19 protein-coding genes are annotated in these 19,804 nt (G+C 43.2%); 5 read left to right on the plus strand and 14 right to left on the minus strand.

The window, feature by feature from the left end:
* On the plus strand, positions 1 to 542 hold a 542-nt coding region (locus tag BAE46_RS13715), incomplete at its 5' end, for a LysM peptidoglycan-binding domain-containing protein (protein WP_141729354.1).
* A gap of 64 nt (positions 543 to 606) precedes the next feature.
* Here the strand turns inward: BAE46_RS13715 and cysS are convergent.
* The gene (gene cysS, locus BAE46_RS13720) at positions 607 to 1,986 is read right to left on the minus strand and encodes a cysteine--tRNA ligase (protein ID WP_006004195.1); all 1,380 of its coding nucleotides are present in this window, start codon (positions 1,984 to 1,986) and stop codon (positions 607 to 609) included.
* Positions 1,987 to 2,117: 131 nt separating this feature from the next.
* On the opposite strand from cysS, the gene BAE46_RS13725 reads away from it, so the two are divergent.
* Together BAE46_RS13725 and BAE46_RS13730 are read left to right on the plus strand one after the other, a co-directional pair.
* On the plus strand, positions 2,118 to 2,612 hold the full coding sequence (locus BAE46_RS13725) for a peptidylprolyl isomerase (RefSeq protein WP_006004196.1): 495 nt from the start codon (positions 2,118 to 2,120) through the stop codon (positions 2,610 to 2,612).
* 9 nt (positions 2,613 to 2,621) lie between these two features.
* Positions 2,622 to 3,344 (plus strand): UDP-2,3-diacylglucosamine diphosphatase, encoded by a 723-nt coding sequence (locus BAE46_RS13730; protein ID WP_006004197.1) that lies wholly within the window; start codon positions 2,622 to 2,624, stop codon positions 3,342 to 3,344.
* Here the strand turns inward: BAE46_RS13730 and miaE are convergent.
* Positions 3,324 to 4,118 (minus strand): tRNA isopentenyl-2-thiomethyl-A-37 hydroxylase MiaE, encoded by a 795-nt coding sequence (gene miaE, locus BAE46_RS13735; protein ID WP_070113328.1) that lies wholly within the window; start codon positions 4,116 to 4,118, stop codon positions 3,324 to 3,326. The two genes, BAE46_RS13730 and miaE, sit on opposite strands and share 21 nt — an antisense overlap.
* 307 nt (positions 4,119 to 4,425) lie before the next feature.
* On the opposite strand from miaE, the gene BAE46_RS13740 reads away from it, so the two are divergent.
* Both BAE46_RS13740 and BAE46_RS13745 read left to right on the plus strand, forming a co-directional pair.
* Complete coding sequence (locus BAE46_RS13740; RefSeq protein WP_070113330.1) at positions 4,426 to 7,689, plus strand: S41 family peptidase; 3,264 nt, start codon at positions 4,426 to 4,428, stop codon at positions 7,687 to 7,689.
* A 228-nt stretch (positions 7,690 to 7,917) separates the two neighbouring features.
* Entirely contained in the window at positions 7,918 to 8,358 is a 441-nt protein-coding gene (locus BAE46_RS13745; protein ID WP_006004199.1) for an ATP-dependent zinc protease family protein, read from the plus strand.
* Between the two features lie 14 nt (positions 8,359 to 8,372).
* Here BAE46_RS13745 and fghA read toward each other — a convergent pair whose 3' ends face one another.
* The 12 genes from fghA to BAE46_RS13805 form a co-directional block, all read right to left on the minus strand.
* Positions 8,373 to 9,272, minus strand: coding sequence for an S-formylglutathione hydrolase (fghA, locus tag BAE46_RS13750; RefSeq protein ID WP_006004200.1), 900 nt, complete (start codon positions 9,270 to 9,272; stop codon positions 8,373 to 8,375).
* Between the two features lies 1 nt (position 9,273).
* Positions 9,274 to 10,419: an S-(hydroxymethyl)glutathione dehydrogenase/class III alcohol dehydrogenase gene (locus tag BAE46_RS13755; RefSeq protein ID WP_006004201.1), complete on the minus strand. Its 1,146-nt coding sequence runs from the start codon at positions 10,417 to 10,419 to the stop codon at positions 9,274 to 9,276.
* Positions 10,420 to 10,564: 145 nt separating this feature from the next.
* A complete protein-coding gene (purF, locus tag BAE46_RS13760; RefSeq protein ID WP_006004202.1) occupies positions 10,565 to 12,082 on the minus strand; it encodes an amidophosphoribosyltransferase in 1,518 nt (505 codons plus the stop codon).
* Positions 12,083 to 12,103: 21 nt separating this feature from the next.
* Entirely contained in the window at positions 12,104 to 12,598 is a 495-nt protein-coding gene (locus tag BAE46_RS13765; RefSeq protein WP_006004203.1) for a CvpA family protein, read from the minus strand.
* 80 nt (positions 12,599 to 12,678) lie between these two features.
* Positions 12,679 to 13,329, minus strand: a complete 651-nt coding sequence (locus BAE46_RS13770) for an SPOR domain-containing protein (protein WP_006004204.1) — start codon at positions 13,327 to 13,329, stop codon at positions 12,679 to 12,681.
* Between the two features lie 39 nt (positions 13,330 to 13,368).
* Entirely contained in the window at positions 13,369 to 14,703 is a 1,335-nt protein-coding gene (locus BAE46_RS13775; protein ID WP_006004205.1) for a bifunctional folylpolyglutamate synthase/dihydrofolate synthase, read from the minus strand.
* Positions 14,704 to 14,712: 9 nt separating this feature from the next.
* The gene (gene accD, locus BAE46_RS13780; protein WP_006004206.1) at positions 14,713 to 15,603 is read right to left on the minus strand and encodes an acetyl-CoA carboxylase, carboxyltransferase subunit beta; all 891 of its coding nucleotides are present in this window, start codon (positions 15,601 to 15,603) and stop codon (positions 14,713 to 14,715) included.
* A gap of 228 nt (positions 15,604 to 15,831) precedes the next feature.
* Positions 15,832 to 16,665, minus strand: a complete 834-nt coding sequence (truA, locus tag BAE46_RS13785; protein ID WP_006004208.1) for a tRNA pseudouridine(38-40) synthase TruA — start codon at positions 16,663 to 16,665, stop codon at positions 15,832 to 15,834.
* An 11-nt stretch (positions 16,666 to 16,676) separates the two neighbouring features.
* Positions 16,677 to 17,573, minus strand: coding sequence for a 23S rRNA pseudouridine(2605) synthase RluB (gene rluB, locus BAE46_RS13790; RefSeq protein ID WP_006004209.1), 897 nt, complete (start codon positions 17,571 to 17,573; stop codon positions 16,677 to 16,679).
* Complete coding sequence (scpB, locus tag BAE46_RS13795) at positions 17,573 to 18,265, minus strand: SMC-Scp complex subunit ScpB (protein WP_070113332.1); 693 nt, start codon at positions 18,263 to 18,265, stop codon at positions 17,573 to 17,575. Before scpB ends, rluB begins: the two co-directional genes overlap by 1 nt.
* Positions 18,252 to 19,079 carry a segregation and condensation protein A gene (locus BAE46_RS13800; protein WP_070113334.1) on the minus strand — a complete coding sequence of 276 codons (828 nt, stop codon included), beginning with the start codon at positions 19,077 to 19,079 and terminating at the stop codon, positions 18,252 to 18,254. Before BAE46_RS13800 ends, scpB begins: the two co-directional genes overlap by 14 nt.
* A gap of 17 nt (positions 19,080 to 19,096) precedes the next feature.
* Positions 19,097 to 19,717 (minus strand): L-threonylcarbamoyladenylate synthase, encoded by a 621-nt coding sequence (locus BAE46_RS13805; RefSeq protein WP_006004213.1) that lies wholly within the window; start codon positions 19,715 to 19,717, stop codon positions 19,097 to 19,099.
* Between the last annotated feature and the right edge of the window lie 87 nt (positions 19,718 to 19,804).

Genomic DNA, 19,804 nt, shown 5'->3' on the forward strand with positions numbered 1-19,804 from the left:
AAAGTTTAGGGCTTATTGCACGCAAATATTCCACCAGCGTAAGCGTCATAAAACAGGTAAACAACTTAAAATCTAACATGATCGTGGCAAATAACTATATATTGATCCCCGTGTCGCTAAAAGACTTGGATGCTTATAGCCTGTCGGCAGATCAGCGATTGGTAAAAACGCAGTCAATCAAACGCGCTAATCATAAAATAGAACATACAGTTAACCGCGGTGACACCCTTTGGGACCTTGCAGTAGCGCACAAGGTAGGCGTAAGAGAGTTAGCAAAATGGAACAAAATGGCGCCAACTGACACCTTAAAAGTGGGCGCAAACTTGGTGATTTGGACAGACGACATTGCCATACCAGACGCCAATTCTCCGGTTATGCGAAATCTTGTGTATACCGTACGCTCTGGGGATTCTTTAGCGCTTATAGCAAGTCGCTTCAAGGTAAGAATCGCTGATATCGCGCAGTGGAATAACCTAGAAGGTGAAAAATATTTACAACCAGGACAGAAATTGAAGATTCGAGTAGATGTTAAGCGAACCTAAAGTATGAACACTACACAAATAAAAAGGGCCTATACACCCCTTTTTATTTGTGTCGCATACAGTACTAGGCCTTACGCCAAGTAGTCCCTGTTTTACTTTCCTCTAGAATAACACCCAAAGCGCTTAATTCATCGCGTATAGCATCAGCGGATGCCCAATTTTTATCGGTTCTGGCTTGAATACGCTTGGCAATGAGGGCTTCAATTTGCGCTGTAAGATCTTGACTAAGATCCCCCTGCAGAAACTGTTCAGGTTCGTTTTCTAGTATGCCTAATATTTTCCCCAAGTGTCGCAAAGCCCCTGCGGTATCTTTAGCCTCATCACTGTTACTGTCTAGCTTGTTTAGATCTTTTACAATATCAAAGAGCACCGCTACGGCAACTGGCATATTAAAGTCGTCGTTCATAGCCGCTTCAAATTTCGCTAAATATCCACCGTATGACATCTCAACGTCTACGTTAGCTTTAACGTCACGCAAGGAAGTATAAAACCTTTCTAAACTAGCACGCGCTTGATCTATATTCTCTTGAGAATAGCTAAGCTGACTGCGGTAGTGCGCCGACATTAAGAAAAAACGAAGAGTTTCTGCATCATGTTTTTCAAGCACGCTGCGTAAGGTGAAAAAATTATCCAAAGACTTAGACATTTTTTCATTGTTAATTTGCACCATACCTGTGTGCATCCACGTGTTTACATACGGCGTATCATAGGCGCAGCAAGACTGCGCAACTTCGTTTTCATGGTGGGGAAAAATCAAATCAGAACCGCCACCGTGAATATCAAAGTGTTCACCCAAATGCTTGTGGTTCATGGCCGAACACTCAATATGCCAGCCTGGACGACCCTCACCCCAAGGTGAAGCCCATGATATTTCACCTTCTTTCACCCCTTTCCACAGAATAAAGTCGAGCGGATCATGTTTATCACTTGTGGTTTGTACTCGAATACCTGAAACCAATTGGGAAAGGTCTTGTTTGCTTAGTTTGCCATAGCCTTCATACGCATTGACCTTAAACAGCACGTCACCGGTAGATGACTGGTAGGCATAACCTTTGTCGATTAAGCGCTCTATTACCGTAATAATTTCAGGCATGTGCGTAGTAACGCGAGGTTCGACATCTGGTTTAAGAAGATTCAGGGCGGCGAAATCTGCGTGCATTTCTGTAATAGTGCGCTGCGTTAACTCACCCGGCGTTTCATTATTTTGCTGCGCCCTTTGAATAATCTTGTCGTCAACGTCTGTTATGTTTCGTACATACTTTACCTCAAAACCAAGGTGTCTAAGATATCTAAGCACAATATCAAAACTCAAATAGGTGCGCGCGTGACCCATATGACAAAGGTCATATACGGTAATTCCACATACATACAGCCCTACTTTATTTTTAACGATAGGCGTGAAAGGCTGTTTTTCTTTAGATAGGGTATTGTAAATTTGCAGCATAAATTATAGGGCTTAATTAAACTCTGGTGCGTAAAAAGATGCATAGAATTCTAGCATTTTGCTAGCCATATAGGCTACTATTTGTATGGTATAGTTATTCAACTCACATATAGATATAAAAGGAAAACAAGATGGTTTTGTTAAAAACAAACTTTGGCGATATTAAAATCAAATTATTTGAAAAAGAAGCACCCAATACAGTCGCCAATTTTAAAGAGCATGTAGAAGAAGGATTTTACGACGGGACTATCTTTCATCGAGTGATTAGCTCTTTCATGATCCAAGGCGGCGGGTTTGAGCCAGGACTGAGTCAGAAAAAAACTAAATCGTCTATCGAAAACGAAGCAAACAACGGCCTAAGCAATAAAGAAGGCACCTTGGCAATGGCTCGTACTAATGATCCTCATTCAGCGACTTGTCAGTTTTTTATCAACGTGAAAAACAATGATTTTTTAGATTTTAGTGCTGCTAATTCACAAGGCTATGGCTACTGCGTATTCGCTGAAGTAGTGGAAGGCATGGATATTGTTGAAAAGATAAAGAACGTTGAAACCGGTAACTCTGGCATGCACGGCGATGTGCCGCTAGAAGACGTCGTTATTGAATCGGCGACCCTGCAGTCATAAGCAGCGATTATGTCGAAAACGCTGTTTATCTCTGATTTACATTTAAGCGCTGAGCGAAGTGATATCGCTCAGTGCTTTTTTAATTTCATGGAACACGAAGCGCCAGGCTGCGATGCCCTGTATATTCTAGGTGACTTGTTTGAAGTGTGGATTGGCGATGATCACAACACGCCTTTTTCGCAACAGGTCGCTCAAGCGATAGCGAAGGTAGCTAACAGCACAGAGGTGTTTTTTATACACGGAAATAGAGATTTTGCCGTGCGCCAAGGCTTTGCCAAGCGCTGCAATATGAAGCTGCTGCCAGAGCAGTTCGTGATTGATTTATATGGGCGTAAAACGCTTATATCCCACGGTGATGAACTGTGTACCAAAGACATTGAGTACATGAAGTTTCGTAAGAAAGCGCGCGGATGGTGGTGGCCTAAATTGATGTTAGCGATACCGCTTCGCCTGCGCATAAAAATGGCGCACAAGGGCCGAAAAATAAGTAAAAAAAATCAGCTGACCTTAAGCGAAGAAATAATGGATGTCACGCAGTCAGAGGTGGAATCAGCCATGCTGCACTTTGATGTTAAGTTGTTTATTCACGGGCATACCCATCGCCCAAACATACACAATTTCACGCTTAATTATCAAGCCGTGCAGCGCATTGTGTTAGGCGATTGGTATAGCCAAGGCAGTATTTTGATCGCCAACGCTGATTCGCTGTCTTTAGAAACTCGCCGCTTTTAAGCTCTGCTCAGCGCTGTTAATTGCTGCACATGGAACACCACTGTGAAACTTGAAATCTGAGTCGTGCGTGCTGATAAGCTCAGCTTCTCTTTCACCAAAAAACGCTATTCTGGGGGCAATATCTTTTTGTGCAATATCGGTGGCCAAGGTTAAATAATCTTGATAATGACGCGCTTCTGAGCGTAACAAACTGGTATAAAACTCACCAAGTTTAGGATCTAAATGCGGCGCTATTTTGGCAAAACGCTCACATGAGCGCGCCTCTATATAAGCACCACAAATTAACTTGTCAATTAACGCGTCGGGCTCGTGGGTTTTGCAGTGCGTCAGTAAGCCTTTTGCATAGCGACTAGAACTGATGTTTGTATATTCAATAGCATAAATATCCATCATTTCTAGTACTTGATAAAAGTGATGCAGCTCTTCTTTTATCAACAGCACCATTTTATCAATGAGGTTTTGGCTGTAGGGTGAATCACTTTTCGCCATCATCGACTTATTTAATTTGCACTTAGGTAAGTCTTGCCAATTACCCTCTTGGCGATAAGTAAATTTTTCGTAAGGCGCCAGCCACTCCAGCAGTGCTTTTGCGCTGGTAGCGTCTACAGCATAGCGGCGAATGAGAAACATCGCACTTTGCGCTGCCTTTAGCTCGCATACTAGATGGTCGTTCAAAAGCGTAGGTAAATTAGCCGGCTTTACAGCCTCATCTACCCAACTTTGTGGTGTGGCGCAGTGCAAGAAATGCTTTATAGGGTGTAATATTGTATCCAAACCAAGATAGCCTTATAAAAAAGATATGGCATAAACATAGCCAAGAAAATAATCAGTGTACTACCTAAAATTATAGCATAAAAAGTGCTGAGCTCAATCGTCACTTCTATGCTATCAAATACATTGCAATATATAAATATCGCTTAGTGCATAGCGTTTTACTGATAAACAAATTGTTATCTTGTGAGGCATTAAGACGTGCATTGAGCATTACGACTTTTCACGCTATTATCGGCCTATAACTTGCGCCTCGCTGAATCTTATTGATAGAGATTCGCTAATTGATTTGGCCATTAAAAGAGAATTTATGAAAATACTATTAACGGGCATTATTTTAATGTCTTTTTGTTTTACCACACTTGCTCAAGTTTCGCCGCAGTGGGTGCGTTATCCCGCTATTTCACCCAATGGTGAGAGTATTGCATTCACCTATAAAGGCGACATATATAGTGTTGCTTCAACTGGCGGTGAAGCAACACGCTTAACTTTTCATAAGGCTCATGATTTTAAACCTGTTTGGAGCAAAGACGGTCAACAATTAGCCTTCGCCTCTGACCGTTTTGGCAATTTCGATGTGTTTGTTATGGATGCTTTAGGCGGCAAAGCCAAAAGACTTACGTTTCACTCCAGCGATGAGCAACCGCATACTTTCACGCACGATAAAAAAATATTGTTTAAAGGCCAGCGCATGGACAGTGTTGAGCATAGGCAATATCCAACGTCACGACAGTTCGAGCTTTACAGCGTGCCAGTAAACGGCGGCCGTGTTGATCAGTTTTTAAGCCTAGCGCTAGAAGATGTTCAAATTAACAACGCCGGTGATCAAATTATTTACCATGATAACAAAGGCAGTGAGAACGAGTGGCGTAAACATCATAAATCGTCTATTACACGTGATATATGGACCTATGACTTACTATTGCGCAAGCATACAAAAGTTACTAGCTACGAAGGTGAAGACCGCTCACCCATTTATGCTAACAACGATGTAATTTATTATTTGAGTGAAAGAAACGGGTCTTTTAACATTCATTCATTGTCTTTAAGTCAGCCTTCTCGCAGTAAGCAGTTGACCAACTTCGACCTACACCCAGTTCGTTTTTTATCAAAAGGTGAGCGCAATGGTGAAGATATATTGGCATTTAGCTATCATGGCCTACTGCATACCATGATCCCCGGCAGCACACCAACGCCATTAGAGATTAGCATTCGTACCCAAGACGTCGAAAACAGCGAAGAAATGGTCAGTATCAACGGCGACATCTCCGATATGGCAGTATCTCCAAATGGCAGAGAAATAGCCTTTATCTCAAACGGTGAAGTGTTTGTATCGTCAAGCGACGGTGCGTTTACCAAGCAAATTACCAATACCGCCTCACAAGAAAACTTCATAAGCTTTTCGCCCGACGGTGACTACCTGCTATATGCTGCCCAGCGCAATAACAAATGGAGTATTTTCAAAGCCAGTAAAAGACGTGAGGAAGAACCGTTTTTCTACGCAGCCACTTTAATTAACGAGCAAATGTTGGTCAGTAACAAGGCCGATAATTACCAGCCACATATTTCACCAGACGGCTCAAAATTGGCGTTTATTGAAGACAGACGCACCTTAAAAGTAATGGATTTAGACACCTTAGAAACCGTTGTATTAGTTACGCCCGAACACATGATACACATGCGCGATGGCGACCAAACCTTTAGCTGGAGCCCAGACAGCGAATGGATTTTATTTGAATACCGCAAACTATTGAATAATGCTGACATCGCCATGGTCCACGTGACGGGCGAACAAGACATGAGGGTAGTTATTCCCAGCGGCTATTATGATGCCCAGCCTAAATGGGTAAATCAAGGCAAGCAAATAATATGGTTTAGTAATCGCAATGGTTTGAAAAGCTATGCTACCAGTGGACGTTCACAAAATGATGTGTACACCCTTTTCTTAAACCAAGTCGATTGGGATAAATTCAACTTAAGTGAAGATGACTACGCCTTGCAAACGGCTATAGAAGAGGCCGCACAAGAAAAACTCGACAAAGAAAAAGCTAATACTGATATTGATAATAACGACGCTTCCAGCGATGATAAAAATATTGAAAGTGAAGAACTCGACTTTGAACCAATTACAATTGAGTGGGACGATCTAAACGATAGAGTCAGTAAGCTGACCATACACTCCTCTTTTTTAGCCGATGCCGTGCTTAACAAAGACGCGACCAAACTTTACTATTTATCGCGTTTTGAAGACGAATTCGATTTATGGGAAACCGATTTACGCACCCAAGAAACTGCCAAGACCATTAGTTTAAATACGCCAAACGGCAGCCTAATGTGGGGCCCAAATATGGAAAATTTGTATTTACTAAGCGATGGGCACATTAGCAAACTGCTTATAGACGAAGGTAACAGCGAGAGGGTTTTTATTAATGGTGAAGTTCTCATTGACCGCGATGCCTTGCGCCAGCATTCATTCGACCATGTGTGGCTGCGCACCGCGAAAATATTTTATGAACCCACTTTTCATGGCACTGATTGGCCCCTAATGCGAAGCGAATATAAACCTAAGGTTGCTCATGTTAGCAACACACATGAGTTCACCGAATTACTCAGTGAAATGCTGGGTGAATTGAATGTATCTCACGCTGGCGCAGGTATACGAGGTGGCAATGAAACCGGTGACAGCACAGCTTCATTGGGAATATTTTATGACTACAAACACCAAGGTGATGGCGTTAAAATTACAGAAGTTATTAACGGCGGTCCTTTAGACAAAGCTAGATTTAATGTACAAGCAGGCATGCTTATTGTCAAAATTGATGGTGAAACAATTACCAATAGTCTCGACTGGCCTATGTTGCTTAATCGTAAAGCAGGCAAATTTACACTACTTGACATACTCGATAGTGCCACAGGCAAAAGCAAGCAAGTAACGGTTAAGCCTATTTCAGGCTCGCAAGAGTCTGACCTTTTATATGAACGCTTCGTTAAAATAAATGAGCAAGAAGTATTAGCAAAAAGTGATGGAAGACTCGGTTACGTGCATATTCCAGGGATGGGCGATGGCCCATATCGCGATATATACGACGATATGATGGGGCGCTTTTTTGATAAAGAAGCCATGATTATAGACACGCGCTTTAACAGCGGCGGTGATCTAGTTGCCGATTTAGCCATGTTCTTTACTGGCGAATCTTTTTTAACCTACGCTATTGAAGGCAAAGTGGTAGGCGGGGAGCCTACATCTCGGTATACCAAACCTGTTGTTTCGCTGTTTAACGAATCAATGTATAGCGATGGACATTGCTACGCCAGTGGTTTTACCGACTTAAAATTAGGCAAATCAGTCGGCATGCCAGTACCGGGCACCTGCAGTTTTGCAGGATGGGAAAGTTTACCCATGGGCGGCTATTGGGGTGTAGTGCCGATAAGCGCCAAAAACCAAAAGGGAGAATGGCTAGAAAACAATCAAACCGCACCTGATATTGAAGTTAAAAATGCGCCAGGCATGATTGACAAAGGCCGCGATCAGCAGTTAGAGCATGCTATTAAGCAGATGCTTGAAGACTTTTAGCGCGGTGCGCCAAAAGCCGAACGCGATAAGTAAAATGCACATAAAATAGCGGGTAGTTGTAGGCGATTTTTATTTCATCCTTTACACTACCTCCAATATAGGACGCTGCAAGTTTTGCGATTATATGAGATGTATAGGCACTAATAGCAAAGCAAGGCTTTTCATTTAGGAAACTCTACATAAGTCGGACAAGCTTACACTGGGTTTTTATTGATATAATAGGTATTTATGGATAGTTCTGCTGGAAAATTAGTTGTTGGCGCATTAGAAAAATGTGATTTGCCCGATTTAGGCATCTCTAATTTAGTCATGCGTGTAGACACCGGCGCCGCGACGTCTTCACTACATGTAGAAAATGTCGAAGAATATGAAAAAGGCGGGAAATCGTGGATTAGCTTCGACATCCACCCCGATGTGTACAATGTAGCAAAAATAACCCGACATTCAAGCGTTGTCAAAGCAAGACGCAAAGTCAGAAGCTCGTCCGAGACACTCGAACACCGATACGTCATCGCAACCACGCTAGCGATAGGTGAACATAAGTGGCCAATAAGGATCAATCTCACCGATAGAACAGAAATGACCTATCTAATGCTACTTGGTCGCCAAGCAATGGCGAATAAAATATTAGTTGATCCTAGCCAAGAGTTTTTAGTCTCGGATTCGTAATAGTTAAACTTGCGTTAAACTGCTTGCAAAAACTGCGCGTGAAACACGATATGCTCTTCAATAAAACTGCTAATAAAATAGTAACTATGGTCATAGCCAGGGCGCATATTTAATTGGATAGTATAGTCGTTTATCAAAGCCGCTTTGAGCAAGCTCTCTGGTTTTAATTCACTCTTTAAAAAACTATCGTCTGCGCCTTGGTCAATCAAAATAGGCGTTTTTATATTTGCTTTTTTGATCAGATGTGAAGCGTCATACATCGTCCATGTGTCGGTGTTATCTCCTAGATAATGCGTGAATGCTTTTATTCCCCATGGACATTCAACGGGGTTACAAATGGGACTAAAGGCTGAAATAGAAGTAAAGACTTCGGGGTTTCTCAAACCAATGGTTAATGCGCCATGCCCGCCCATTGAATGACCACTGATCGCTTTTTTACTGCTTACCGCAAAGCTAGCTTCCACCGCAGGGATAAGCTCTTTAAGAATATAGTCATACATCTGGTAGTTGCGATCAAATGGTGGCTGTGTCGCATTAAGATAAAAGCCTGCGCCTAAGCCAAAATCATAAGCTTTATCAGGATCATCAGGCACGTCCTCTCCACGTGGACTGGTGTCGGGCGCAACAATAGCAATGCCCAATTGCGCCGCCATTTTGAGCGCCCCTGCTTTTTGCATAAAGTTTTCATCGGTACAACTTAAACCTGACAGCCAATAAATAACGGGCACATTCTCAAGCTTACCTTCAATACCAGCACCGGTAGCATGGGGCGGTAAATAAATAGCAAAGCGCATATCGCAGTTATTATGCTGTGAATAATGGCTGTATTGGCTAAGCGTGCCGTTAAAAGCTAAGGTTTGCGATACCCTCTTTAGCTCTTCGATTTGTTTGCTTGTTGATGATTCATTGGACATATTACTGACTCACTTTAGGGCTATCACCAAAATGTATAACGCTGCGTATGCTTTTACCTGCATGCATTAGCTCAAATGCTTCATTAATGTGCTCAAGTGACATGTTATGGGTGATAAAGTCGTCTAGCTTTATGTCCCCTTTTAAATATTTTTCAACGTAATCAGGAAGCTCTGTGCGCCCTTTTACGCCGCCAAAAGCAGAACCACGCCAAACTCTGCCCGTGACCAGTTGAAATGGCCGTGTACTAATTTCTTGACCAGCGCCGGCCACACCTATAATAACTGACTCCCCCCAACCCTTATGGCAACATTCTAAAGCGCTGCGCATAACGTTTACGTTTCCAATACATTCGAATGAAAAGTCTACGCCGCCGTCAGTAAGCTCAACAATGACGTCTTGAATCGGTTTGTCGTAATCTTTTGGGTTGATGCAGTGCGTCGCGCCAAGCTTCTTGGCCAATGCAAATTTACTTTCATTTATGTCCACGGCAATAATAGTGCCTGCTTTAGCCATAACGGCGCCAATAATAGCCGACAAACCAATCCCGCCTAGACCAAATATAGCAACACTGTTTCCGGGCTGTACTTTAGCGGTATTCATGACCGCACCAATACCCGTGGTCACACCACAGCCAAACAAGCATACTTCGTCAAGAGCGGCTTTCTTGTTTACCTTGGCTAAGGAAATTTCAGGTAATACGGTATATTCAGAAAAGGTTGAACACCCCATATAATGAAACAGTGGTTTGCCGTCTTTATAAAAGCGGCTAGTACCGTCAGGCATTAAGCCTTTACCTTGGGTTTCACGAATTTTTTGACACAGATTGGTTTTACCGGATAAGCAGAATTTACATTCACGGCATTCTGGCGTGTATAAAGGGATAACATGATCCCCTACCGACACTGAGGTAACACCTTCGCCAATTTGTTCAACTACACCACCGCCTTCGTGTCCTAGCACTACTGGGAATAAGCCCTCTGGGTCTTCGCCTGATAGTGTAAAAGCGTCGGTATGGCAAACACCTGTTGCGATTATTTTTACTAATACTTCACCAGCTTTAGGCAGCATTACGTCTATTTCTTCAATACTCAGTGGCTGATTAGCTGCCCATGCTACCGCTGCTTTGGATTTAATAAATTGTGACATGTGTCGTCCTTATGTGTGAATAAAGTTTTGCGTGAAATAAAAAGCGAAGCTGAATAAAAGTACACGTCAAAGGTGCTTAAATACCAATTAGCTTGAAACAAGTCAAAACCATCAGTGTAAGAACCAAGTATCTTTGCAGCAAAGCTTAGTCGTCAATATTATACATCTCTAAATTACTTAGCTCAGCCTGAACGGTAGGACTACTTTTACCTGCTTCACCACGCGCTTTGTCGATGCCTTCTAAGTACTCATGATCTATATCGCCGGTTACATAATCGCCGTCAAACACAGAAGTTTCGAATCGACTAATGGCGGGGTTTTCTTCTTTAACGGCGCCTATTAAGTCACAAATGTCCTGAAATATTAAACCGTCTGCTTTTATCAAGTCTCGTATTTGCGGTATCTCGCGACCATAAGCAATAAGTTCGTTTGCCGATGGCATATCAATGCCGTAAACATTAGGAAAACGAATTTCAGGCGCAGCGGAGGCAAAGTATACTTTTTTCGCGCCCGACTCTCGTGCCATTTCAATGATTTGCTCTGAGGTTGTGCCGCGCACGATTGAGTCGTCAACTAGTAACACGCTCTTGTCTTTAAATTCAGATTTAATCGCATTTAGCTTACGGCGAACCGACTTTCTGCGTTGAACTTGACCCGGCATAATGAAGGTACGACCAATATAGCGGTTCTTCACGAAGCCCTGTCTATAGGGTTTTTCAAGCGTGTTAGCAATTTGAAGAGCCACGTCCATAGACGTTTCGGGAATTGGAATAACCACGTCTATGTCTATATCAGCCCATTCACGTTTAATCTTTTCACCCAACCTTTTGCCCATATTAACACGCGAGGCGTACACTGAAATGCCATCAATAAAAGAATCGGGCCGTGCAAAATATACAAATTCAAAAATACACGGGTTTAAAGACGCTTTTGGTGCACATAGTTTGGTAAATAACTGACCTTGTTCGGTAACATAAATTGCCTCGCCTGGGGCTACATCACGCACAAATTCAAAGCCAGCTGCGTCAATCGCTACGCTTTCAGATGCCACCATGTATTCATCTCCAAGAAGGGTGGCGCGTTTGCCTAGCACCAAAGGGCGAATGCCGTTTGGATCTCTAAACGCCACCATGCCATAGCCTATTATGGCAGCAACTGCGGCGTAAGCACCTTTTACTTTACTATGCGAAATTTCAACGGCTTTGAAAATGTCCTCGGCGGTAACCTCTAACTCACTAGTTTGGGTAAGCGCGTGGGCAAAAATATTTAATAATATCTCTGAGTCTGATGTCGTATTAATATGGCGGCGGGCCACCCGAAACACTTCGTCTTGTAATTCATGCGCGTTGGTCAAATTACCATTGTGAGCAAAAGCAATACCAAAAGGGGAATTTACGTAAAAAGGCTGCGCTTCTGCAGAGCTCGAAGAGCCTGCTGTTGGATAGCGCACATGTCCAATACCCACGTTACCACTTAGGCGTTTCATATGGCGGGTATGAAATACATCGCGCACCAGTCCGTTGTCTTTGCGCAGATGAAACATATTGTTTTCTATGGTCATTATGCCTGCAGCATCTTGGCCTCTGTGTTGCAATACAATGAGCGAATCATAAATTAACTGATTAACTGAATCTTTACCGACTATACCTACAATGCCGCACATATTTAACTTCCTGTGATTGAATTAAACATTATTCACCTGATAAAAACTTGAGCGCTCTTTCATAAATTCAAAGAACCACTCTATAATAATGCCAAACTCGGGCACCAGCATCGAAGACGTCCACCACCCTGCTTGAGCAAACGTTGTAAAAGTGTCAATAGCAAACAACAGAGCACTCACAATTAGCACACCACGCAGCGCACCAAACACCATGCCTAGGGCGCGATCAGTGCCGCCAAGACCCGTGACTCTAACCAATTGAGAGATTACATAGTTTATGAGCGCGCCAACAATTAGCGTGCCTGTGAATAAAATACCAATGGCGGTGGCGTTTCGAAGTGTAGGTTCATTTATTTGGTTTAGGAGTTCTGCTAACTGAGGATAAAAAGTACGGGCAACGAAAAAGGCGGCTATCCAAATAAAGAGAGATATCGCCTCTTTAACAAAACCGCGCACTAAGCTAATAAGCGTTGAAAACGCAATAATGCTTATGATCGTGAAATCAAACCAGTTCATGGGCTGTCTTTATCCTGTAAAAAGGTGTTGCTTTAGCCTTTTTGAGTGGAGCGCACTATAGCAAAGATTCGCAAAAGTAACTACCCAGCGTTTACTTCAAATGGGGTAATTCTGCCCTTTAATTTTGTTATTTCTGTTAGATGGGGAAGCGCCAATTCCAACTTTTCTTTGTCAAGCTCAGGGCCGACAAATACTTTGGTTAGTTTACCCATTGACGTCATTACCGGACGGCTATAGGCGCGATATCCGGCAACATTTAACTTTCTGAGTAAGTCCTTAACATTTTTTTCATGCCTAAAACTGCCCAATTGCACAACCCAACCAGAGTCTTTTATATCTATTTGAGAAAATTCGTCGCCTTGCTCAGAAGGACCTAAGGGGTTTGCGCCTGCAGACGCAGCGATATCGACGATAGTTTGTTTCTCACCTTGAGCAAGTTGTCCATTGGTACTGTCTTTAAGATTAACGGGCGTTTTCGCACTGCCTATTTCGGGATCATCTACGGGGTACTCGTCAATTACTTCAATAGCCTGATTTAACTGCGCTTGTAAACTGTTTGTATCAAACTCAGCGGTGTTTTGGACTTGCACAAGCTCTGCAACTGGCGGTATGTCAACAAACTCTTGTTTGCTAATACGCTTTTCGCCGTCTAAAAATTCTGGCACGAGTATTACCACCAATGCCACCACAATGATGGTACCCACTAATCTGTTTTGAAGTGCACTTGTCATTGGATTTCGTTTGCCTTGTAAATAAGAAAGCCGTTAAAATTAACGTTTGTAGTCTAACAATGCCTGCATAAAATTTGAAGCCAATATAAATGAGCCGACTACCAAAATGATATCGCCGGTTTGACATTCTTGAACACAGCGCTTAAGCGCTGTGGGTACATCATTAAAGGTTTCCGATTTTTTATTGAGTGAGTGCAGTGCTTTTTGCAATCTATCTGCTTTTTCACCCCGCGGTGCGGGCAAGTCAACACAATACCACTGCGCATTTACACTGATGAGTTGTTCTATCGTTGCCTCAATATTTTTATCCTTTAGCATACCTATAAGGATGTGACACTGATTAAACTGTTTTTGCTGCAAACGCCACAGCAAATATTTAGCAGAGTCTTCATTGTGTGCGACGTCTAAAATTATATACGGTGATTGACTGACTACTTCGAAGCGCCCAGGCACGTTAACTTTATTAATTAACGCTTCAAGTGTTTTATGCTGCAATAATAAGGGTTCCGAGTGTGCAAAAAATTGCGCGATAAAGTGCAGTGTCGCAATTGCGGTCATCACATTTTGCGCTGGAATTTGAGTATGCTGCAGTGAGAAATGTTCAAGGGTGTTGTCCACCCTAATCCAGCCTGTGCTAAGCGAGGAAGCGACTGCGCTTGATTTACTTTGGATTAAACCAAAATCTTGCTCGCACAACAAGGTGTGAATAGAAAATTGCGTCAGGATTTTGCCAACGCTGTCCTGCATACTACTATAGCCAATGACCACTCTTTGGGCAGGCTTTATAATACCGGCTTTCTCCCCAGCAATAGCGTCTAAGGTATTGCCTAAATATGACTGATGGTCAAACCCGATACTGGTAATTACGCCAATGTTGGCGTCAATAATATTAGTCGCATCTAACCTTCCCCCTAAGCCAACTTCCAATACACACACATCTACATTTTTCTCAGCAAAAATAAGCAATGCACAAAGAGTCGCGTATTCGAAGTAGCTTAACGAAATTGTTTCAACACTATCATTATTGTGGCTTTTTAAGCCGCTCGCCGCTTCATAAATTTTAGTAAAAGCAGCGCACAGTGTGGCATCGTCAACGTCAAGCCCGCCTATTCTTATTCTTTCGTTAAATAAGGAAATATGAGGAGATGCATATACACCCACAGTCTTTTCGGCATGCAAACAAGCTTGTTCTATAAAACGACAGGTTGTGCCTTTACCGTTAGTGCCAGCAACGGTCACTACGCAGCGAGCGGCAAAATCAAGAGACAGCCTCTTAAAGACCTTTTGCACGCGCTCAAGGCCCATATCAATTACTTGCGTGTGCGCGCTCTCGATATATTCAAGCCAGTCATGCAAGCTACGCGTGTTATCCACTATTTAACCCTATTGGGCAGGAGGCAGTTCAATCGCTTCCTCTGGTTTATCAACAAGGTTCATATGATGCAATTTAGACAACAAACTGTATATTTTATCGCGCATTTGGCGTCTATCTACAATCATGTCTATCGCGCCTTTTTCTAACAAAAACTCGCTGCGTTGAAAACCTGGAGGCAGCTTTTCTCTCACTGTTTGTTCTATTACTCGCGGACCAGCAAAACCAATAAGCGCTTTTGGCTCACCAATGTTTATGTCGCCTAACATAGCTAAACTAGCAGAAACACCGCCCATAGTCGGGTCAGTCAACACCGATATATACGGCAGACCTTGTTTACTCAATTTGGCCAGCGCTGCGCTGGTTTTTGCCATTTGCATTAACGATAGTAAGGCTTCCTGCATCCTGGCACCGCCGCTGGTAGAAAAACAGACAAACGGACAGTTATTTTCTAATGCCGCATTAACGCCCGCGACAAACTTGGCGCCCACGACAGAAGCCATAGAGCCACCCATAAAGGCAAATTCAAAACTAGCGACCACAATGGGCATTCCGTTTAAACTGCCTTTCATGACCACTAACGCGTCTTTTTCGTTTGTGGCTTTTTGCGCCGCGCTTATTCGGTCCTTATATCGCTTCGAGTCTTTAAACTTTAATATATCTTGCGGCTCAAGCTCACTGGCTATTTCTTGTCTATCTTTTGGGTCAAGGAAACTATTCAAGCGGCCGCGCGCGGTTATACGCATGTGATGGTCACATTTAGGACACACTTCCTGCTGTTTTTCTAATTCAGTTTTGTATAACACCGCGTTACAAGCCGCACACTTTGTCCAAATACCTTCTGGTACATTTCCTTTGGCGCCACTTTGTGTCTTTGGCAGTATTCTTTCAATCCAGCTCATAAAGCATTCCTGTTGTTTTCGTTTTTCATGTCGAATTTATAAATGAGTGCAAAACAACCCCGCATGCGTTTACACGCGAGGCCTACTTAAGCGTTATCCAGCTAATATAACCAAATTAAACCACAAAATTGAAGTATTCTAAATGTTTAAGTGCTTTAAAGTGTTGCGCTTGAGCGTATATTTTGTTGTTTTGTGCAATTAGTAGTAACTTGACGCTTGATTGAAGCACTAACAATCTGGCAAAAACAAAGGGCCAACATTGGTTCTAGGCAGTGCAAAACGGCTGTCGTAGTCTACTTGCACCAGATACAAACCGTTTGGTTTAGCGGTAGTCGACGCCTGACTTCTATCTTTAAGCGCAAGTAAATCAGCAATATAGCTAATGGGTTTTTCGCCGCTGCCTACGTCTAATAAAGCACCCACAATGTTCCTCACCATGTGATGCAAAAAAGCGTTCGCTTTTACATCCACAATAACAAACTGCTGCAGTCGATATACCTGTATATGGTGCATTAATCTTATTGGGGTTTTGCTTTGGCAATGAGCGGCGCGGTAAGAAGTGAAATCATGCTTACCAACTAAACCTTGTGCGGCTTGGTGCATAAGCGCTGCGTCAATTTTCTTAAATACGTGCGTCACTCCGGCGTTGAATACGCCGGAACGCAGCGCACTGTTGTAAATTACGTAACGATAGCGCCTCGCGGTAGCACTAAAGCGCGCATGAAAGTCATCGTCTACCGATTTAGCCCAAGTAATTGCCACGTTTTTGGGTAAAGTAGTATTCATGCCGCGTGTGTAAGCTTTTAATGGTCTGGTAACAGGCGCATCAAAATGCACTACTTGCGCGGTAGCATGCACCCCAGCGTCGGTTCTGCCAGCGCAGCTAACCGAGACCTCTTGCCTGAGGATCTTAGCGAGTGAATCTTCTACGCGAGACTGCACCGAGTCGACGCTTAATTGGCGCTGCCAACCGCTGTAGTCGGCGCCCATGTATTCTATTCCAAGTGCAACTCGCCCCGGATGAATAATAACACCGTCGTCTTGCGCCCCTAAAAAGGTCATTTTTGCAATCACTACCTATTTTGTGATTGATTTCGGCGGCTACGCTGCCCCACCGCTTTATTTTGCTTGTGCTTTCTAACGCTGCGGCGCATACGGCTTAATTTTGTATGGTCGAGGTTTTCAGCGACATGCATTTTTGTTTCAGTTTCCAGCGGCAGCTGCACCATTTTGCGAAGCGCATTCACATTGAGAATATCAAGTTCTACCCAAGCGCCTTGGGGCAGGCGCTTGAACAACTCTAAGTTACCATAGCGCACGCGCATTAATCGACTCACCTGCACACCTTGAGATTCCCATAGGCGTCTAACTTCACGGTTTCTGCCTTCAGAAAGAGTCACGTTAAACCACCGATTGTTACTTTCAGGATCGCCTGGCCTTACGTGAATATGATTAAACTTTGCCGAACCGTCTTCTAGCTCAACGCCCTGCGACAGTATGCGCAGCATTTTGGGTGTCACTTCTCCGAATATTCTTACCGCGTATTCACGCTCTACTTCATGACTTGGGTGCATGAGTCTATTGGCAAGCTCACCGTCGTTGGTAAACAACAGCAACCCACTGGTGTTTATATCTAGTCTACCCACGGTTATCCAGCGTTCGCCGGTCAATTTAGGCAGGCGTTCAAATACGGTAGGCCTGCCTTCAGGGTCAACCCTAGCACACAGTTCGCCCTCAGGCTTGTTGTACATCAGCACCCTACAAGGAGACTTTTCTTTTGAGCGTGTTATTAAGTGACCGTCAACTCTTATTTGAACACTCACTTCTACTCTATCGCCTAAAGTGGCTTTGGTTCCATTAATCGAAATACGACCTTCTTGGATCCATCTTTCCATTTCACGACGTGAACCTAAACCATTGTTCGCTAGTACTTTCTGCAGCTTCTCAGATGCGTTTTTATTGTCACTCATTAGTGTGTATTTGCCTTGCTAGGTGTATTTATCGTGTTTACTTCATCAAGCACTGATTGCGAGCCAGATTCATTGTTTTTCGCCAATGCTTCAGCCTGCGGTGCGTGTTCTTCAATGTCTATGGTCACTGTGTTAGAGGCCTGCATAGCCGCCTCAATATTTTCGGCAAATACCTCAGCCGACGGCAGTTCTGTTAACGAAGTTAGTGCGAAATAGTCGAGAAAAGTAGCGGTGGTGGCTAACAGTGACGGCCTTCCCGGTACTTCTTTATGTCCTACTACTTTAATCCACCGGCGTTCGCTTAGTGAGCGAATAATATTGCTACTCACTGCCACCCCTCGAATATCTTCTATTTCGCCTCGAGTGATGGGTTGTTTATATGCAATAAGCGCTAAGGTTTCTAGCATAGCGCGCGAATACTTAGGCGCCGTTTCTTGCCAAAGCTTGCTCAACAGCCGGCCTAGGCCAGTATCTGACTGAAACCGGAAGCCGCTAGCCACTTTAATAAGCTTGATGCCTCTTGGTGCGTAGTCTAATTCAAGCTCTTTTAGCGACTTGTTAAGCTGCGATGAAGACACTGCTAATTCACTCAGAATAGTACAGCGCATTTTGTCGATGCTCAAGGGACTTTCATTCACAAAAATCGCGGCTTCTAGCAATTGCTTTAGTTGACTGTTGCTAATCTTGCTCATAGGTGCCTAGTTTAACATGAAGATCGCCAAATGGTTCACCTTGCTCAAAAACTATCAAAGATTCTTTTACCAGTTCAAGAATGGCGATAAAGGTGACAACTATGCCTGCCCTGCCTTCGTTAATACTGAGCAATTCGCTAAGTGCTATGTAAGTATGACTATTGAGCTTGTGCAGTACCATACTCATGCGTTCACGCGTCGACAACACTTCTCGTGCAATGTGATGATGGCTATAAGCATTAGCGCGCTTTATTGCCCCTAAAAACGCCATTGTTAGTTCTTGCAATTGTACTTGCGGCACATTTTTTATGGGCTGCACGTTATCGCTTGTATCAGCACTGGCAACAAAAAAATCACGTTTTAAGCGCACAGAATTATCAAGTTCAAACGCCGCGGCTTTTATCTGTTCGTATTGTTTGAGGCGGCGCACAAGTTCGGCGCGTGGATCATCTTCATCGTCATTCACACTGTCGTGTTTAGGCAATAACAGGCGTGATTTAATTTCTGCCAGCATAGCAGCCATCACTAAATATTCTCCCGCAAGCTCTAACTTTACCGTTGTCATTACCTCTACATATTCCATATATTGACGCGTTACCTGCAGCACCGGCAGTTCAATAATATCGAATTTTTGCTTGCGGATTAAATACAGCAGTAAATCGAGCGGTCCCTCAAAGGTGTCTAAAATTAATTCCAGAGCGTCAGGAGGGATATATAAATCTTCAGGCTTATCAATGAAAGCCTCGCCATTAATAAAGGCGAGCGCTAGGGGCTGCTGCTCAGTTATTTTCGATTTGTCTTTTGAACCGTTCATAGGTATTTCAAAATTGCCTATTCAAACTGCGAAGGATCACCACTGCCACGGCGTATTATGGTTGTTTCACCTTCTGACATGTCGATTACAGTTGTGGGTTGTTCTCCTAAATAACCGCCGTGCACAATCAATCCAATGCGTTTTTCTAGTTTGTCTCTTATTTGCTCAGGATCGGTTTCTGCCATTGCAGCGTTGGGCAAAATTAGTGTGGTAGACATAAGCGGCTCGCCTAACTCTTCTAATATAGCAAGTGCAATGGCATTGTTAGGCACGCGAATTCCAATGGTTTTACGTTTTGGATTTTGTAATCTTTTCGGGACTTCTTTGGTGGCCTTTAAAATAAAAGTATAGGGCCCAGGAGTATTGTTCTTTATTTGCCTGAAAGCGACGTTATTCACGCGTGCATATATGGATAGTTCTGACATATCGCGACACATTAAGGTGAAGTTATGCTCTTTAGGAATGTCCCTAATAGTGCAGATTTGGTCAAGGGCCTTTTTGTTTTCCATTTGACAACCAATGGCATAACCTGAATCAGTCGGATACACAATGACCTCGCCCTTTTTAATCAGCTCGCAGGTTTGCTTGATTAATCGCACTTGAGGATTGTCAGGGTGAATATAAAAAAACTGGCTCATAAATTCTGCTACTAAACATACTAAAGAATGTCGCTAAATTATACCACGCATTTATAATCGCTAAAACTACTCATAATATAGGTTTAC

This window comes from Glaciecola punicea (genome assembly GCF_001756615.1).
GTDB classification, from domain to species: Bacteria; Pseudomonadota; Gammaproteobacteria; order Enterobacterales; family Alteromonadaceae; genus Glaciecola; species Glaciecola punicea.

What these genes read in the sequence shown, in the direction of transcription:
- cysS (WP_006004195.1), bottom strand. Translation starts at nt 1,986, where the DNA reads ATGCTGCAAATTTACAATACCCTATCTAAAGAAAAACAGCCTTTCACG.
- BAE46_RS13725 (WP_006004196.1), top strand. Translation starts at nt 2,118, where the DNA reads ATGGTTTTGTTAAAAACAAACTTTGGCGATATTAAAATCAAATTATTT.
- BAE46_RS13730 (WP_006004197.1), top strand. Translation starts at nt 2,622, where the DNA reads ATGTCGAAAACGCTGTTTATCTCTGATTTACATTTAAGCGCTGAGCGA.
- BAE46_RS13740 (WP_070113330.1), top strand. Translation starts at nt 4,426, where the DNA reads ATGAAAATACTATTAACGGGCATTATTTTAATGTCTTTTTGTTTTACC.
- BAE46_RS13745 (WP_006004199.1), top strand. Translation starts at nt 7,918, where the DNA reads ATGGATAGTTCTGCTGGAAAATTAGTTGTTGGCGCATTAGAAAAATGT.
- fghA (WP_006004200.1), bottom strand. Translation starts at nt 9,272, where the DNA reads ATGTCCAATGAATCATCAACAAGCAAACAAATCGAAGAGCTAAAGAGG.
- BAE46_RS13755 (WP_006004201.1), bottom strand. Translation starts at nt 10,419, where the DNA reads ATGTCACAATTTATTAAATCCAAAGCAGCGGTAGCATGGGCAGCTAAT.
- purF (WP_006004202.1), bottom strand. Translation starts at nt 12,082, where the DNA reads ATGTGCGGCATTGTAGGTATAGTCGGTAAAGATTCAGTTAATCAGTTA.
- BAE46_RS13765 (WP_006004203.1), bottom strand. Translation starts at nt 12,598, where the DNA reads ATGAACTGGTTTGATTTCACGATCATAAGCATTATTGCGTTTTCAACG.
- BAE46_RS13770 (WP_006004204.1), bottom strand. Translation starts at nt 13,329, where the DNA reads ATGACAAGTGCACTTCAAAACAGATTAGTGGGTACCATCATTGTGGTG.
- accD (WP_006004206.1), bottom strand. Translation starts at nt 15,603, where the DNA reads ATGAGCTGGATTGAAAGAATACTGCCAAAGACACAAAGTGGCGCCAAA.
- truA (WP_006004208.1), bottom strand. Translation starts at nt 16,665, where the DNA reads ATGACCTTTTTAGGGGCGCAAGACGACGGTGTTATTATTCATCCGGGG.
- rluB (WP_006004209.1), bottom strand. Translation starts at nt 17,573, where the DNA reads ATGAGTGACAATAAAAACGCATCTGAGAAGCTGCAGAAAGTACTAGCG.
- scpB (WP_070113332.1), bottom strand. Translation starts at nt 18,265, where the DNA reads ATGAGCAAGATTAGCAACAGTCAACTAAAGCAATTGCTAGAAGCCGCG.
- BAE46_RS13800 (WP_070113334.1), bottom strand. Translation starts at nt 19,079, where the DNA reads ATGAACGGTTCAAAAGACAAATCGAAAATAACTGAGCAGCAGCCCCTA.
- BAE46_RS13805 (WP_006004213.1), bottom strand. Translation starts at nt 19,717, where the DNA reads ATGAGCCAGTTTTTTTATATTCACCCTGACAATCCTCAAGTGCGATTA.